We start from the raw sequence: 14,530 nt of genomic DNA, 5'->3' as shown, positions 1-14,530 counted from the left end.
CAGGGCCGTGCGGGCCGCGGGGCGCCGCCGCAATGGGGGGGCGGGGCGGCGGCGGTGCACGCCCTGCCACCGGGGGCGGGCGGGGCCGCCAACGCCCCGCCCCGCCCAGCGGGGATCAGCTCACCAGTCGTTCTCGGTGTAGCGGATGATGCCGCGAATGTTCTTGCCGTCCAGCATGTCCTGGTAGCCCTGGTTGATCTCCTCCAGCGAGTACTGGCGGGTCACCATGTCGTCCAGGTTGAGCTGGCCGGCCTTGTACAGCGACAGCAGGCGCGGGGCGTCCTGGCGGGCGTTGCCGCCGCCGAAGATGCAGCCCTTGACCGTCTTCTGGAGCATGGACAGCAGGAAGCTGTTCATCTTGACGTCGCCGTCCTCCATGCGGCCCATGGAGGTGATCACCATGGTTCCGGCCTTGCCGGTCAGGATCAGGCCCTCTTCGACGTACTGGCCCTGCATCTCACCCATGGTGAGAATGACCTTCTCGGCCATCCGGCCCTCGGTGATGTCCATGATCGGCATGATCGCCTCGGCCATGGACGGGTAGGTGTGGGTGGCGCCGAACTTCTGCGCCTGCTCGCGCTTCCACGGATTCGGGTCGATGGCCACGACCTTGGAGGCGCCCGAGAGCACCGCGCCCTGTAGCGCGCTCATGCCGACGCCGCCGATGCCGACGATGACCGCGGTCTCGCCCGGCTCCACCTTCGCGACATGGGTGGAGGAGCCGAAGCCGGTGGGCACGCCGCAGCCGACCAGGCAGGCCACCTCGAACGGAATGCTCTTGTCGATCTTGACCACCGAGGTGTGGTGCACCGTCATATACGGCGCGAAGGTGCCGAGCAGGCACATCGGGATGACGTTCTCACCGCGCGCCTGGATGCGGTAGGTGCCGTCGCTGATCGCCTGGCCCATGAGCAGGCCCGCGCCCAGGTCGCACAGCGCCATATTGCCCGAGACGCAGGCCGGACAGCGACCGCAGGCGGGGATGAACGACAGGATCACGTGGTCGCCGACCTCGAGATCCGAGGGGCAGTTCGGGCCGAGCTTGGTGATCACGCCCGCGCCCTCGTGGCCGCCCATGACCGGGTAACCCGGCATCGGCGTGGCGCCGGTGACGATGTGATGGTCCGAATGGCACATGCCCGCGGTTTCCATCCGGATCTGCACTTCACCGGCGACCGGGTCGCCGACCTCGATCTCCTCAACCGACCACGGCTGGTCGATCCCCCACAGGATCGCGCCCTTCGTCTTCATTCCTGTCGACCTCTCGCGTGCACGTGTACTTATGTGACTGCACACACACTACGAGAAAAGTAGAACTCGTTCTAGTGCGGGGGGCGAATTTCCTGACCGACACCTGGTCGGGGCGCTTCTCAGGCCCGGACGTCGTGCACGTGGTGGACCACGTCGTGCAGGAAGTACCGCGCCAGTGACTCTACGGTGAAATCCGATCCGTCGCTGCGCCGGACGATCGATCCGAGCTCGCCGGCCGGTACCGAGTCCCATGCGCGCGCCACGGATTCGGCCGCCGCACCCAATTCGACCGCGATGACGGCCGGGTCCTGCGCGCCGTAGTCCGCGGCGAGCGCGGTGCGGTCCTGGTCCCAGTTCGACAGCAGCGGCACACCGTCGGAGTCACCGGTGGTGGCATCGAAGCCGGGCACCTCGGGATCGACCGCCCCGCGGCGCACCGCGATATCGGCACGGAAGACGAAGATTCGGCACACATCGCGCACGTGGGCTGCGTACTCCAGCGCCGACCAGGTGCTCCCATTCGGCCGGACGGCGGCGTCGCCCCTGGTCAGCGCGGCGGACAGGCGAGCCGCGTAGGAACGGGTGAGATCGGGCACCGCAGCGAAGGGTGTCGCGGACGCGTCGAATCCACACTCCGGACACATTGTGTCCAGCACCCAGGTCCAGTTCTTGTCATCGGGAACGATAGCCATGCGCAGCACCCTATGTTTGGCGGGATATCTCTGAACAGAGATATCCCGCCAATTCTGGACGAGATTCAGCCGACCAGACGCCAGCCCTGCGCCCGCTCGCGCTCACGCCAGAAATCCCGATAGCGCCCCGGCCGATCGATCAACTCGGCGTGCGTGCCACGCTGCGCGATACCGCCGTCGTCGAGCACCAGGATCTGATCGGCGGTGGCGACCGTGTGCAGCCGGTGCGCCACCACCAGCAGCGTGCGCTGCTCGGCCAGCGTCCGCACGGCCGCGGCCACCGCCGCCTCGTTGTCCGGGTCCAGCGCCGCGGTGGCCTCGTCCAGCAGCACGATCGGCGCCTGCTTGATCAGGGCACGGGCGATCGAAACCCGTTGGCGTTCACCGCCGGACAGGCTCACACCACCCTCGCCGACCCGGGTGTCCCAGCCGTCGGGCAGCCGCTCGACGATCTCGTCCACCCGAGCCAGCCGGGCCGCCTCGCGGATCTCGGCGTCGGTCGCGGTCGGACGGCCGATCCGGATATTGGCCGCGATGGTGTCGTCGAAGAGGTAGACATCCTGGAAGACCATGGCCAGCTGGCCCATCAGCGCCTCGGTCGTCAGCTCACGCACATCGACGCCGCCGACCCGCACCGTGCCGGAATCGGCCTCCCAGAACCGCGCCACCAGCCGCAGCAGGGTGGTCTTGCCCGCACCGGACGGCCCGACGATGGCGGTGAGCGTGCCCGGCTCGGCATCGAAACTGATGTCGCGCAGCACCTTCCGATCGTCGTAGCCGAAACCGACCTGCTCGAAGGCGATCCGGCCCGGCGTGCTCGGGCTGGTCCGCTCCCCCTCGGGCAACGGCCGGACCTCGAGCACCTCGTCGATCTGGTCGAGGTTCTCCGAGGCCATCCGCAGGGCCGCGGCGTGGTCGACGAGTTCGAGCAGCGGCCCCGAGAACCGGGTGATCAGCACCAGCAGCGCGATGAGTTCGGCGGCGTCGAGCGAACCGCCCAGGGCCAGTGTGACACCCACGGCCAGCAGGGCGAGGAAGGCGGCCTGCACGGCGACCGAGAAGGTGAGCAGCGCGGAGACGGCATTGCGGTTCATCGCGCCGTAGGCCCGGCGCTGCCCGGTGAGCGCGTCGTCGAGCAGGCGATTGCTGGCGCCGCGGCGGCCGAAGGCGCGCAGGATCGGCTGGTTCTGCGCGAATTCGACGATCCGGCCGGCGGATTCGACGGCGGTCGCGTCGATCGCGCCGAAGTTGCGCGCGATCGCGTTCTGCGCCGCGCCGTGCGTGAACAGCAGCACCACGCCCGCAACGACCAGGGCCGCGCCCAGCCGCCAGTCGAAGGCGAACATGCCCAGCGCCACCACCGCGGGTGTGACCGCGCCGCTGACCACCGGCTGCATCAGATGCGCGGGCACCGCGCCGATGCTCAGGGTGCCCTGGGACACCGAATGGGTCAGGCGCCCGGTGCGATCGGTCCCGAACCAGCCCAGCGGCAGCCGGGTCAGATGGTCGCCGATGCGGTGATGCATGCCGAGCAGCAGGTCGTTGGCGATCTGCTGGCCGTCCATGGCCTGGGCGTAGTAGACCACCGCCGTCACGGCCGTGGTCGCGGCGAGCGCGGTCAGCCAGGCCAGCGCGGCGTCCCGATCGCCGTCGAGCAGTGCGCGCAGCACCGGCACGACGAGCAGCACGCACAGGCCCTGCAATATCGAGAACACGACGATCGACCCGATCCAGCGCCGGAAGCGCGGCCGGTCGGCCGGGTCGACGAGGCGGAACAGCTTGCGAATCATCAGGATTCCTTTCCCGACTGGGTGCGCCACAGGCGGGCGTAGATGCCATCGGCGGCGAGCAGCTCGTCGTGGCGGCCGGATTCGCGGATCCGCCCGCGCGACAGCACGACGATGCGGTCGGCGCCTCGAATGGTGTGCAGGCGGTGCGCGATCACCAACAGGGTGCGCCCGGCGACCAGGCGGGACAGCGCTTCCTGCACCGCCGCTTCGGATTCCGGGTCGGCGAAGGCGGTGGCCTCGTCGAGCACCAGGACCGGGGTATCGGCCAGCAGGGCGCGCGCGATCGAAACACGCTGCGCCTCACCGCCGGACAGGTGCGCGTCGGCGCCGATCTCGCTGTCGTAGCCGCGCGGCAACGCCAGGATGCGCTCGTGGATCTGGGCGGCGCGGGCCGCGGCCTCGATCTCGGCGAGGTCCGCCTCGGGCCGGCCGAGCGCGATGTTGTCGCGAATCGTGGTGCGCAACAGCGAGGTTTCCTGGAACACGAACCCCACCTGCCGGTACAGATCGCGTTCGGACAGCTCCCGGATATCGACGCCGCCGAGGCGGATGACGCCCGCGGTGACGTCCCAGAAGCGGGGCAGCAGCCGCGCCAGCGTCGATTTGCCGGAGCCGGAGGGCCCCACCAGCGCCGTGACGGTGCCCGGCGCCAGCCGCAGATCGATACCGTCGAGCACCGTGGTCCGGCCGTCGTAAGAGAAACCGACGCCGTCGAATTCGACGCTCGCGCCCACCGGAGTCCGCGGTGCGGCACTACGTGACAACTCCGGCGTGCCCAGCAGGTCGCCGATCCGGCCCGCCGCCTCGGACGCGGCCTGCATTGCCATGGCGCCGAAACCCAGGGCCATGATCGGCCCGCCGAGCCCGACCCCCAGCATGACGAACGCGATCACCTCCACCGGATCCGCCCGCAGCCACAGTCCGCCGGCCAGCGCGACCAGCAGCAGCATGGGCGGGGCGATCAGCGTGTTCGCGATGGATTCGAGCCGGCGCATCGGGCCCTGCCACTCGCCGAAGAACCGGGCCAGATCATCGCCCGCGCGCCGGTAGCGATCCTGGGCGCGTCCGGCCTGCCCGAATGCCTTCACCACCGCGATCCCGTCCACGAACTCGACCGCGGCGGCGTTCACCCTGTCGAATTCGGCGCTCATCCGCTTCATCCCCTCGCCGCCGTCACGCAGCTCGAAGGCGGTGGCGGCGAACCAGAGCGCGAGCGGCACCAGGCAGATCAGGGCCAGTCGCCAGTCCAGATAGAACAGGTAGCCGATCGCCACCAGCGGCGTGACCAGCGCGGCCACCAGGTCGTTGAGCGCGTGCGCCACGGCGTGGTGGATCGCGCCCACGTCGTCGGAGAGGACCCGCTTGACCCGGCCGGAGCTGCGGTCGGTGAACCAGCCGAGCGCGACACCGCCCAGCCGGTCGGCCAGTTGCCGCCGCAGCCGCAGGCCGAGATCGGCGTCGGCGATGTGGCTGACCGTGTAAGCGCCTGCGGCACAACCTGTTCGGAGAACGAACCCGACGACCGCGACGGCGACCCAGGCCCATACCGCCGTCCGGTCGCCGCCACCGAGCAGTTCTCGCGCGATCTCCACGACCGCGACGTAGGGCGCGAGCCCGGCGAGCGCGCCGACGAGTTGCAGCAGCCCTGCCGCCGCGAGGCGTCCACGCACGGGCGCGAGCACCACCTTCAACCCGCCGGGTTTGTCCTTCGGCTGTTCTTCCTCGACTGCTACCGGATCCAATACCGCGGTACTCATCGGACTCCCTGCAAATTAGATCAGTGTTCTAATTTGCAGTGTAGCGAGCACCCACAGGCGCTACAAGCAGCAGTCAGCCGGCCGCGCGCTTGATCACATCGAGCCGATCGGCCATGCCGTCGAGCATCCGATCCAGGGCGTATCGGCACTGTTCCCGGTGCGCGGCATCGCGTTCGGCCGGGCCGGCGACATATCGCCGCACCATCCGCAGCATCTCCTGCGCGCCCGGCCCAGGTTCCGGCTGCGCCGCCAGCAGCGTCTGCAAACCGGTCATCCCCTGTTCCCCCGCCGCGCTGGCGCGCTGATCACCGAGCGCGATCATCCCGAGACAGGTGTTGAACGCGACCGAGAACGCGATCGCCGCCTCCGCACCCCACCCGGCCTCCAGCATCCGCGACATCCCCGCGTCCAGCGACGGCACCAGCTGCTCGGTCTGCGGCCCATTACGCAGCAACCAAGTCGCGGTGCCGGGATAGCGCGACATCTGGTCGATGATCTGGGACAGGATTCCGTGCAGCAGGGTGCGCCAATCAGGTTCGTCCAGGCGCAGATCCATCGCGCCGTAGATGCGATCGATGACCGCCGCGCTCACCTGCTGCCGATCCCCGACGTGGTGGTAGATCACCGACAGCGAGGTGTCCAATCGTCCGGTCAGATCGCGCATACTCCAGCCGTCGAGCCCCCGTTCGGCGGTCAGCCCCAACGCGGCCTCGACGATCACTCCCCGGGAAAGACCGGTTTTATACGCCCGTCGCGCACCTTTCGTCACGACTCGACCCTAGCGAGCGGCGACAGCGCGCAGCGCGTCCCGACGGTTACGCGCTGCCGGCGGCGTCGTGCTCGCCCTCGCACCACTGTTCCGCGGCAACCATGGCGCGCACATCGTCCACGTGCTCACCGCAACCGTCCCACGTCGTCTTGCCGCAGCTGGCGCAGGTGACCGGGTAACACATCAGCCGTCCTCCAAACGGTCGTCGGTGCTTTGCCGGGCCAGCCTACCGGCGGGCGCTCAGGCCTCCGGATTCGATTCGGTCTGATCGCGCTTCAGGAAGTCGCCGAGCAGATCGACCAGCGGATCGAGCGCTTCTCGCTGCACCAGGCTGTCGTAGAGCTGCCGCGAAGCCTGGGTGTGCGCACTGTGCGGGCCATAGAGCACCTCACGCCCGCGCACCGCGCGCGCGGCATGCGATACCGCCTCGGCGGTCTCGCCGATCCGGCTCAGGGCGTCGGCGAGCTTGTGCTCCCAGACCAGCGTCTCCTCCGCGTCCGGCCCGACCATGTCCGTGCATTCTCGGAGCATGTGGCGCATCAGCGGGATCGCCTCGCTGTATGTGCCCGCCCGGACCAGCCGATCGATCCGGTCCACCCGATTGCGTGCCGCGCGGTGGGCGCGCAACCCGCCGAGCACCGTCACCACCACGAACAGGACGGCGAAGATGCCGAGATCGGTCCAGGGCCGGGGCAGCGCGTCGGAGCCGAACCGGTCGAGCAGCCATTTCACACCATAGGCCAGTGCGAACCAGAACACCGTGTTCCAGAACATCGTTCGGACCGATACGCGCATGGTCACCCCCGTGTCGTAGCGCCGTACCCGCCGACCATCCCACGACCGGACGGCCGCGGCAAGGGATTTCGACGCCGGGGCGTTACCCCATCACCTGGTGTGCGCGCTCGAAGAGTTCCAAGGTGCACGCGTGCAGGAAATCGCCGATCTGCTGGGGAGCCTTACCCGCGAAGGCGCGCGCGTAGGTGCCCTCGAGCACGATGCCGAGCTTGAAACAGGCCAGCACCGTGTACCAGTCGACCGCGCTCAGATCGCGGTCGGAGAATTCGCCGTAGTGCGCGACCATCTCCGCCGGGGTGGGCAGACCGCCCACGGAACCGAGCGCGCCGGTAAGCGAGCCGATGGTGCTGCCCGGTTCGGGGCGGGTGGCGATCTGCCAGCCGAGATCTAGCAGCGGGTCACCGATGGTGGACATCTCCCAGTCGACCATGGCCGCGACCCGCGGCCGCTCGTACTCGAACATCATATTGGCGAGATGGCAGTCACCGTGCAGGATGCCGGGCCGCCACTGGGCCGGGCGATTGCGCTCGAGCCAGTCGCCGACCGCTCCGACGCCGGGGATCTGCGGGCCGGGGTAGCCCGCGTTCGCCGCGTAGGAATCGAGTTCGCCGAGCCAGCGCGGCACCTGCCGTTCCAGAAAGCCGTCGGGCTTGCCGTAGTCGGCCAGGCCCAGCTGTTCGTAGTCGAGCATGCCGAGGCGGGCGATGGATTCGACGGCGGACAGGCCCATCTGCCGCCGCACCTCCGGGTCGGCGGCATACAGCTCGGGCAGTTCGTTCTGCGGGTTGAATCCGGTGATCGGCTCCATCAGGTAGAAGACGGCACCGAGCACGGATTCGTCGGGGCAGGCGGCGATCACGCGGGGCGCTCGGATACCGGTGCCGTCGAGCGCGCCGAGCAGGCGGGCTTCGCGGCGAATGACCTCGTTGCTCTTGGCGCGCAGGTGTTTCGGGCCGCGCCGCAGCACGTAGTCGTGCCCGGCGCGGGTGAAGCGCAGCATGATGTTCTGAGTGCCGCCGCCGAGCGCGCGGACCTCCTCGAAGGTCCCGCCGGGCAGGCCCTGCTCGTCCATCCACTTCCCGACGACCGCGAAGTCGACGACGTCGGGATCCACTCCGGCCGGTTGCGCGTGCTGCATTCCCACATTGTGCACCACGGCCACCGAGAAACTGAAGGCAGCCGACAACAGTTAGCCCGCCCGGGCCCGGCGTAGGGTTCTGCACACCATGCGCACGCTGCTCATCGACAACTACGACTCGTTCACCTACAACCTGTATCAGCTGATCAGCGAGGTGAACGGAGTCGAGCCTACCGTTGTGCGCAACGACGCCGTCGCGACCATCGCCGAGCTGGGGCTCGCGGGCTTCGACAATGTCGTGATCTCCCCCGGTCCGGGCCGCCCCGAGGTGGAACGGGATATCGGCATCTCCGCGGCACTGATCCGGACGACCGAGCTTCCATTGCTCGGAGTTTGCCTGGGCCATCAGGGCATTGTGATCGCCGCGGGTGGCGTGGTCGAGCGGGCACCGGTCGCCCGGCACGGCTACCTCGACGCCGTGCGCCACGACCAGCGCGAACTGTTCGCGGGGCTGCCGCAGGACTTCACCGTCGTGCGCTATCACTCACTCGCCGCCCGGCAACCCCTGCCGCGGGAGCTCGAGGTCACGGCGACCACGGCCGACGGCGTCGTCATGGGCTTGCGGCATCGCACCCGGCCGCAGTGGGGGGTGCAGTTCCATCCCGAATCGGTCGCGAGCGAGTACGGCGCGGCGCTGCTCCGCAATTTCGCGGAACTGACTGCCGCGCACCATATCTCGCAGCCCCGCCGAGCGGCACGGATACCGGCTGCGGTCGGCACCTCCGCGGGCCCGGGCGACGCCGGCTCAGGGGCCGCCGAGCTCGGAGCCGTGACCACCGGGGCTGCCTCCTCGAACGCGACGGGCTCGAACGCCGCATCGCCGGTGGCCGCATCGCCGAAGGCCGCAAGCTCGATCCGTGCCTCGGCGGGCGACGAGCCGACCCCCGGCCCAGGACCCGCAGCCGCGCGGGCACCAGGCAACCCTGCGACCGCACCCGGGGTCGGCCCCGGCACCGTCCCCGAGGTAGCACCGGCCCCGGCCCCCGAAATCCCGTACCGGCTGGGCGAACTGGGTCGCCCCTGGCAGCTGCGTCACGAGGTGATCGACCGGGCGATCGACACCGAGGCGGCGTTCCTGCGGCTGTACCGGCTCTCGCGCACCGCGTTCTGGCTCGACAGCGAACATGTCGAGCCGGGGCTGGACCGATTCTCCTTCCTCGGCGATGCCAGCGGACCGCACGCCGAGGTGGTGCGCTACCGAGTCGGCGACGAATCGGTGGTGGTGGAGACCGCCGACGGCGAGCGCCGTACCGTCCGCGGTGATGTGCTGACCTATCTCGCCGAGCAGCTGCGGCGGCGCGCGGCCGACATCCCCTCGCTACCCTTCGATTTCGCGGGCGGGTACGTGGGCTACCTGGGCTACGAGATCAAGGCCGACTGCGGTGGGCGCGCCGCGCATCGATCACCCGTGCCCGACGCGCAATGGATCTTCGCCGACCGGCTCGTCGTGGTCGATCACGTGACCGGCCGGACCCATCTGCTGGCACTGACCGATCCGGGCTCCGACATCGCGCGGATAGCCACCGCGGACTGGCTGCGCGACACTCGCGAGGCCCTGGAGGCACTGCCCACCTGGGCCAATCCCCCAGGGCTCGAAGTGAATCCGGATCTCGATGCCGTCGAGAACCTGCTCACCCGCGGGCGGACGCGCTATCTCGCCGATATCGCGGCCTGCCTGGACAAGCTGCATGCGGGCGAGTCCTACGAGATCTGCCTGACCGACAGCGTCACCGTCGCGGCCGGCGACGCCGACGGACTCGGCTTCTACCGCACCCTGCGCCGCTGCAATCCGGCACCGTACGCGGCCTACCTGCGCTTCGACGATCTCGAAATCGCCTGCTCCTCACCGGAACGCTTTCTCAAGATCGACCGGGCGCGCACCGTGGAGAGCAAGCCGATCAAGGGCACCGCACCGCGCGGCGCGACCCCGGCCCAGGACGAGCGCCTGCGCCGGGAACTGGCCGCCGACCCCAAGACCCGGGCCGAGAACCTGATGATCGTCGACCTGCTGCGCAACGACCTGGGCCGAGTCTGTCAGATCGGCAGCGTACACGTCCCCAACCTGATGGCGACCGAGACGTATACGACCCTGCACCAACTGGTTTCGACGGTGCGCGGCACGCTGCGCGCCGATGTCGACGTGATCGATTGCGTGCGCGCGTGTTTCCCGGGCGGCTCGATGACCGGCGCGCCGAAACTGCGCACCATGGAGATCATCGACGAGCTGGAAACCGAAGCGCGCGGCGTCTATTCGGGCACCATCGGGTTCCTCGGCCTGGGCGGCACCGCCGATCTGAACATCGTCATCCGCACAGCCGTGCGCCACGACGGGCACTGGCGCATCGGCGCGGGCGGAGCCATCGTGCTGGATTCGGCGCCCGAGGCCGAGTTCCACGAGATGCTGCTCAAGGCCGCGGCCACCTACCGGGCCCGCCGGTGACGGAAACCGCCTGCCCGCCACCGGCTCTCGTCCTCAGGGCACCAGGGCGGCCAGGCCGGAGAGCGGTCCGGGCAGCCCCGCCAGATGGTTCTTGATGCCGGTGACCACCGGATGCGGTGTGGCGGCGCGCAATCGGTCGAGTTCGGCCTGCATGACCTCGACGGTCTCGGCATAGCAGCGCTCGACCAGCTCGGCGTCGTCGGGATCGCCGGGCCGCGCCGACCAGTCCAGGGCGGGCAGGAAACTCACGTCCACGGTGGCGGGTAGCGGCAGCTGCGGCAGGATCGGCGCGACACCGAAGGGCACTCCCACCGTGTAGGGAAACACCTTGGCGCGGAACAGCTTGTCCAGCTGGAGCAGTTCGGCACTGCGCGCGCCGCGGCTGAGCACGAAGATGGAATCGTGCCCGCCGTTGGCCACGGCGGGGATCACCGGTACGCCCATTTCCAGTGCGAGCCGGACGAATCCCTTGCGGCCCGCGAAGTCGATCTTGTCGCGTTCGGTCCAGGGTCGGCAGGCCTCCCAGTCACCGCCCGGGTAGACCATCACCGCGCCACCGTCCTTCAGTCCCGCGGCGGCCGAATCCCGGTTCGCGGGAATGATGCCGAACTGCCGGATTAGCTCACCGAGCACGGGGGTGCCCAGCACGACGTCGTGCGCCACCCCGAAGGACGGCTCGGCCGGCCGGCGTTCGAGCATGGCCATGAAGGTGATCCACACCTCCGGCATCCAATAGATCGACGAATGGTTGCCGATCACCAGCGCCGGTCCCGCGATGGGTAGATGCTCGATCCCGGTGACGGTGGGGGTGAAGTAGTTGGTGTACGCCCGTGCCGCGGCGAACAGTGGGTGGTCCAGGTTCCGGACCTGTCGGGTTTCGCTCATGATGCCGTCCTCGTCTGTCACGATGCCGGAGAAACGGCGGCGGCACACGACGACACGAAAGCTGAATTGTCCCCGATACATCTCCATTGATATCTCCGACGGTCACGCGCCAGCGGACCTGAACGGCGTGCGAGTCGCGGCCTGCTCGACCGTTGCCCGGCACCTCCTCCTGCCCCTCCGACGTTACCAAGCCAAGCGCTTGCTTGGTGCGTTTTGTGCGATAGTCGACACCGGTCGGGTATCGGCGAATTCGGCGTGTCGGTGGGGCGTGGCAATATTTCGAGCACGATGAAACTCAGCAAGGGCGCCAATACAGCGGTACCGACATCCCTACTGGCCGTGGTCGTTTCGTGGCGATCGGACCACGCCGTAGACGCGCACGCACTGCTGCTGACCGCGGCGGGCGCCGTGCGCACCGATCGAGACCTGGTGTTCTACAACGCACCACGCCATGTCTCGCAGGCGGTGACGCTGGACCAGGAACCCGAACCGGGCACCGCGCGGCTGAGCGTGTCGCTGCCGCGCACCGAGGCCGAGATCGAGCGGATCGTGCTCAGCGGTTCGCTCGACGACGGAACCTTCGGCGCCCTCACCGGATTGACCATCACCGTGCTCGACGCGAACGGACCGGTGGCCGAATACGAGATCGCCGACGCCGATTCGGTGTCGGCCATGATGTTCGGCGAGTTCTACCGCCGCGGCGACCAGTGGAAGTTCCGCGCGATCGGCCAAGGCTGGGCCGCCGGATTGCCCGGGCTGATCACCGAATTCGGCGTGCGGATCGATGAACCCGGTGCGCCGCCTGCCGGTCCGGTACGGGCACCCGCTCCGGTCGCGGACCCCGGGCCCGTCCACGCCGGAAGCCCACGCACCCCGGCACACGCGGGCGCGCCTGGGCCCGAGTCCACTGCGGCCGAGCACACCGCACGACTGCCACAGGCCGCCGACGGCCTTCCGCGCGCATATGACACCGCTGCGGCGTCACCGGCCCGTCGGCCGGTGGATCTCGGGCGCCGCCTGCGTGACATACCCGAGCCCCTGCCCGCTCCCCCGTCGGATCCGGACCGGGCGAACTGGCATCCGGACCCGGAGAACCCCGCGCGACTACGGTGGTGGGACGGCACCGAATGGACCTCCGACTGGCGCGCTCCCGTGCCCGCGCTGCCGCGCACCTGTGACCGCTGCGGAAACCCGCGGCGGCGCAAGCTGTTCGGCGGCCTGGCCGCGTGCACCCGATGCGAGACCGAGATCGAGGAATTCCTCACCCACTGGCACACCCAGGCCTGGCGGGCCCTCACCGGCTCCGGGCCGAGCGGACCCGAATGGGACGCGCTGTGGGCCTCGCTGCGCTATCAGCGGATTCCGGAGGACGCGGGCCGGCTGGCCCTGCGTGACACCGCGCTCAGCTATGTGGAACGCCTGGTCGCCTTCGCCTTCGCCGACGGCGAGATCGCGCAGGCGGAGTTCGACGCCTTCGAGGACGCGGTCGTCGAACTGGGCCTGTCCGGTCCGCTCATCGACGACCTGCACCGGCGGTTGTCCCGGGGCCGCTTGCTCTCCCGGCTGCGCGAGGGCGAACTGCCCGCGATCCGCACGCCCGGACTGCACCTGGACCCCGAGGAGCGGGTCCATCTCGACCTGCCCGCCATCCATGTCCGGCAGTTGGCGCGCGGCCCGAAACTCAGCGAGGGCCGGTTGATCTCGAGCAACAAGAAGCTGCGCTTCGTCGGCACCGGCGCGGGCACCGAACTCCCGTGGAGCCGGGTGGTTTCCGTCGCCGTCGAGGACGGGCTGGTGGTGCTGGCCGCCACCTCCGCGCGCGGCGGCGCCAGCTTCGAGGTCGAGGACCCCGACTATGTCGCCGCGGCGCTGGAGGGCGCGCTGCGGGTGGCCAAGCGGCTGGTGCTCACGCCGGGTCAGCGGGATTCACGCAGCATTCCGCAGGAGGTGAAGGCCGAAGTGTGGCAACGCGACGGCGGGCGGTGTGTGGAGTGCGGCAGCAGTCACTATCTGGAATTCGATCACGTCATCCCGCTCTCCCGCGGCGGCGCGACGAGCGCCTCGAACCTGCAGATCCTGTGCCGGTCCTGCAATCGGGTCAAAGGCGCCCGGATCTGAGCTCATAGCCGATTCGCCCCCGGCACCGGAAGCGCACGTGGCGCATCCGACATATGGGAAGCGGCACGTTGAGCGGCCGAGCGGGCGGCCCGTAACGTGCAGCGCACCGGACGGAGCTGTTTGGAGGGAGCGGAAAATGCGGGTAGCGGTGATCGGCGGAACCGGGGTACTGGGTAGCGCCGTGGTGCGCGAAGCGAGCACGCGGGGGCATGAGGTGCGGGTGGTGAGCCGAAACGCGCCCGCGGACACCACGTTCGAGCATCGGGCCGCCGACTTGCGGACCGGAGCCGGGCTGGCCGAAGCACTGGCGGACTGCGAGGTGGTGGTCAACGCAGCCAACGCGATCACCAAATCCGCCGACGTGCTCGTGGACGGGGAGCGGATCCTGCTGGACGCCGAGAAACAAGCCGGTGTCGCGCACCATGTGGAGATCTCGATCGTCGGCTGCGATGTCGTGCCCTACGCCTACTACCGGACCAAGGTGGCGCAGGAGCAGGTGGTCGCCGACGGGCCGATCCCCTGGACCCTGTTGCGCGCCACCCAGTTCCATCACCTGATCGAGCGGATCGTCGCCACTGCCGACCGGGTGCGGATCACCCCGCGCAGCTCGGCGCTCACGCAGCCCATCGATGTGGACGCGGTGGCCGTGCGCCTGGTGGACGCGGTAGCGGCCGGACCGTCCGGGCGCATCCCGGATATCGGCGGACCCGAGGTCCTGACCATCACCGAAGCGGCGCGGATCTATCGCGAACACACCGGGCACGCCGGAATACCGCTGCCGGTGCCGATTCCGGGCGCGATGGGCCGCGCACTGCGCGCGGGCGGGCTCCGTGTGGGCCCGGACGGTGCAACCCTGGGCATCGGCTTCGCCGAATGGCTGGCCCGCCGCTGACCC

At 69.5% G+C, this 14,530-nt stretch carries 12 protein-coding genes; 3 read left to right on the top strand and 9 right to left on the bottom strand.

The features are described 5' to 3' along the window. Positions 1-120: 120 nt before the first annotated feature. The 8 genes from ACFVMC_RS16805 to ACFVMC_RS16770 all read right to left on the bottom strand — a co-directional run bounded on the left by ACFVMC_RS16805 (position 121) and on the right by ACFVMC_RS16770 (position 8,192). Positions 121-1,251 (bottom strand): NDMA-dependent alcohol dehydrogenase, encoded by a 1,131-nt coding sequence (locus tag ACFVMC_RS16805; RefSeq protein WP_379211139.1) that lies wholly within the window; start codon positions 1,249-1,251, stop codon positions 121-123. 119 nt (positions 1,252-1,370) lie between these two features. Next, a complete protein-coding gene (locus tag ACFVMC_RS16800) occupies positions 1,371-1,943 on the bottom strand; it encodes a DinB family protein (protein ID WP_379211137.1) in 573 nt (190 codons plus the stop codon). Positions 1,944-2,008: 65 nt separating this feature from the next. After that, positions 2,009-3,733, bottom strand: coding sequence for an ABC transporter ATP-binding protein (locus ACFVMC_RS16795; RefSeq protein ID WP_379211135.1), 1,725 nt, complete (start codon positions 3,731-3,733; stop codon positions 2,009-2,011). Next, positions 3,733-5,490, bottom strand: coding sequence for an ABC transporter ATP-binding protein (locus ACFVMC_RS16790; protein WP_379211133.1), 1,758 nt, complete (start codon positions 5,488-5,490; stop codon positions 3,733-3,735). The genes ACFVMC_RS16795 and ACFVMC_RS16790 overlap by 1 nt, the downstream gene beginning before the upstream one ends. A 73-nt stretch (positions 5,491-5,563) precedes the next feature. Beyond that, positions 5,564-6,259: a TetR/AcrR family transcriptional regulator gene (locus ACFVMC_RS16785; protein ID WP_379211131.1), complete on the bottom strand. Its 696-nt coding sequence runs from the start codon at positions 6,257-6,259 to the stop codon at positions 5,564-5,566. Positions 6,260-6,305: 46 nt separating this feature from the next. Then, positions 6,306-6,443 (bottom strand): hypothetical protein, encoded by a 138-nt coding sequence (locus ACFVMC_RS16780; protein ID WP_379211129.1) that lies wholly within the window; start codon positions 6,441-6,443, stop codon positions 6,306-6,308. Between the two features lie 56 nt (positions 6,444-6,499). Further along, on the bottom strand, positions 6,500-7,060 hold the full coding sequence (locus tag ACFVMC_RS16775) for a hypothetical protein (protein WP_379211127.1): 561 nt from the start codon (positions 7,058-7,060) through the stop codon (positions 6,500-6,502). Positions 7,061-7,136: 76 nt separating this feature from the next. Continuing rightward, positions 7,137-8,192, bottom strand: coding sequence for a phosphotransferase family protein (locus ACFVMC_RS16770; protein WP_379211125.1), 1,056 nt, complete (start codon positions 8,190-8,192; stop codon positions 7,137-7,139). 88 nt (positions 8,193-8,280) lie between these two features. Between ACFVMC_RS16770 and pabB the strand changes: the two genes are divergently transcribed. Then, a complete protein-coding gene (gene pabB / locus ACFVMC_RS16765) occupies positions 8,281-10,632 on the top strand; it encodes an aminodeoxychorismate synthase component I (RefSeq protein ID WP_379211124.1) in 2,352 nt (783 codons plus the stop codon). A gap of 33 nt (positions 10,633-10,665) precedes the next feature. On the opposite strand, the gene ACFVMC_RS16760 is transcribed toward pabB, so the two are convergent. Continuing rightward, the gene (locus ACFVMC_RS16760; protein WP_379211122.1) at positions 10,666-11,517 is read right to left on the bottom strand and encodes a lysophospholipid acyltransferase family protein; all 852 of its coding nucleotides are present in this window, start codon (positions 11,515-11,517) and stop codon (positions 10,666-10,668) included. A gap of 288 nt (positions 11,518-11,805) precedes the next feature. Here ACFVMC_RS16760 and ACFVMC_RS16755 point away from each other — a divergent pair, with 288 nt between their 5' ends. Together ACFVMC_RS16755 and ACFVMC_RS16750 are read left to right on the top strand one after the other, a co-directional pair. Beyond that, entirely contained in the window at positions 11,806-13,635 is a 1,830-nt protein-coding gene (locus tag ACFVMC_RS16755) for a TerD family protein (protein WP_379211120.1), read from the top strand. 136 nt (positions 13,636-13,771) lie between these two features. Continuing rightward, complete coding sequence (locus tag ACFVMC_RS16750; RefSeq protein WP_379211119.1) at positions 13,772-14,527, top strand: SDR family oxidoreductase; 756 nt, start codon at positions 13,772-13,774, stop codon at positions 14,525-14,527. Positions 14,528-14,530 lie beyond the last annotated feature (3 nt).

Source organism: Nocardia sp. NPDC127579 (genome assembly GCF_042672005.1).
Taxonomy (GTDB): domain Bacteria; phylum Actinomycetota; class Actinomycetes; order Mycobacteriales; family Mycobacteriaceae; genus Nocardia.
Note: the sequence above shows the minus strand (reverse complement) of the source record. Positions and strands in the feature narration are given on the sequence as shown.

Excerpts from the sequence above, each read along its gene's own strand:
- ACFVMC_RS16750 (WP_379211119.1), top strand. The coding sequence starts at position 13,772 with ATGCGGGTAGCGGTGATCGGCGGAACCGGGGTACTGGGTAGCGCCGTG.
- ACFVMC_RS16770 (WP_379211125.1), bottom strand. The coding sequence starts at position 8,192 with ATGCAGCACGCGCAACCGGCCGGAGTGGATCCCGACGTCGTCGACTTC.
- pabB (WP_379211124.1), top strand. The coding sequence starts at position 8,281 with ATGCGCACGCTGCTCATCGACAACTACGACTCGTTCACCTACAACCTG.
- ACFVMC_RS16755 (WP_379211120.1), top strand. The coding sequence starts at position 11,806 with ATGAAACTCAGCAAGGGCGCCAATACAGCGGTACCGACATCCCTACTG.
- ACFVMC_RS16805 (WP_379211139.1), bottom strand. The coding sequence starts at position 1,251 with ATGAAGACGAAGGGCGCGATCCTGTGGGGGATCGACCAGCCGTGGTCG.
- ACFVMC_RS16760 (WP_379211122.1), bottom strand. The coding sequence starts at position 11,517 with ATGAGCGAAACCCGACAGGTCCGGAACCTGGACCACCCACTGTTCGCC.
- ACFVMC_RS16790 (WP_379211133.1), bottom strand. The coding sequence starts at position 5,490 with ATGAGTACCGCGGTATTGGATCCGGTAGCAGTCGAGGAAGAACAGCCG.
- ACFVMC_RS16780 (WP_379211129.1), bottom strand. The coding sequence starts at position 6,443 with ATGTGTTACCCGGTCACCTGCGCCAGCTGCGGCAAGACGACGTGGGAC.
- ACFVMC_RS16800 (WP_379211137.1), bottom strand. The coding sequence starts at position 1,943 with ATGGCTATCGTTCCCGATGACAAGAACTGGACCTGGGTGCTGGACACA.
- ACFVMC_RS16795 (WP_379211135.1), bottom strand. The coding sequence starts at position 3,733 with ATGATTCGCAAGCTGTTCCGCCTCGTCGACCCGGCCGACCGGCCGCGC.